At 44.7% G+C, this 309-nt stretch carries 1 pseudogene; it reads right to left on the reverse strand.

The features are described 5' to 3' along the window. Positions 1-309, reverse strand: a pseudogene (locus D0T85_RS22950) (hypothetical protein); the annotation flags it as partial.

The raw sequence follows: 309 nt of genomic DNA on the forward strand, positions 1-309 counted from the left end.
ATATATTTTGTAAAGTTAGAGATACCAGCTTTAGCAGCAGCATATCCGGCAACGCGGGTCATAGGACGGAAAGCGGCCATGGACGAACTGACTGATTGTCTGGACCCTTCGGTCTTTTTCCGGGTAAACCGCCAGTTTCTTATTTCGCGAATCTCTTTCGAATTACATTCGTGTTGTTCCCATACATGTTCCAGTTTTTCACTTGCTATTAGTACCAAATCGTAATCGCCTATTACTACTTTCTGTTGGTTCGTGCCTATGGCGATGTGCCCTTCACTACTGATGTGTTGACAGAAGAGCAGGCAAACA

The organism is Bacteroides sp. 519, assembly GCF_010500955.1.
In the GTDB taxonomy this organism is placed as follows: Bacteria; Bacteroidota; Bacteroidia; order Bacteroidales; family Bacteroidaceae; genus Bacteroides.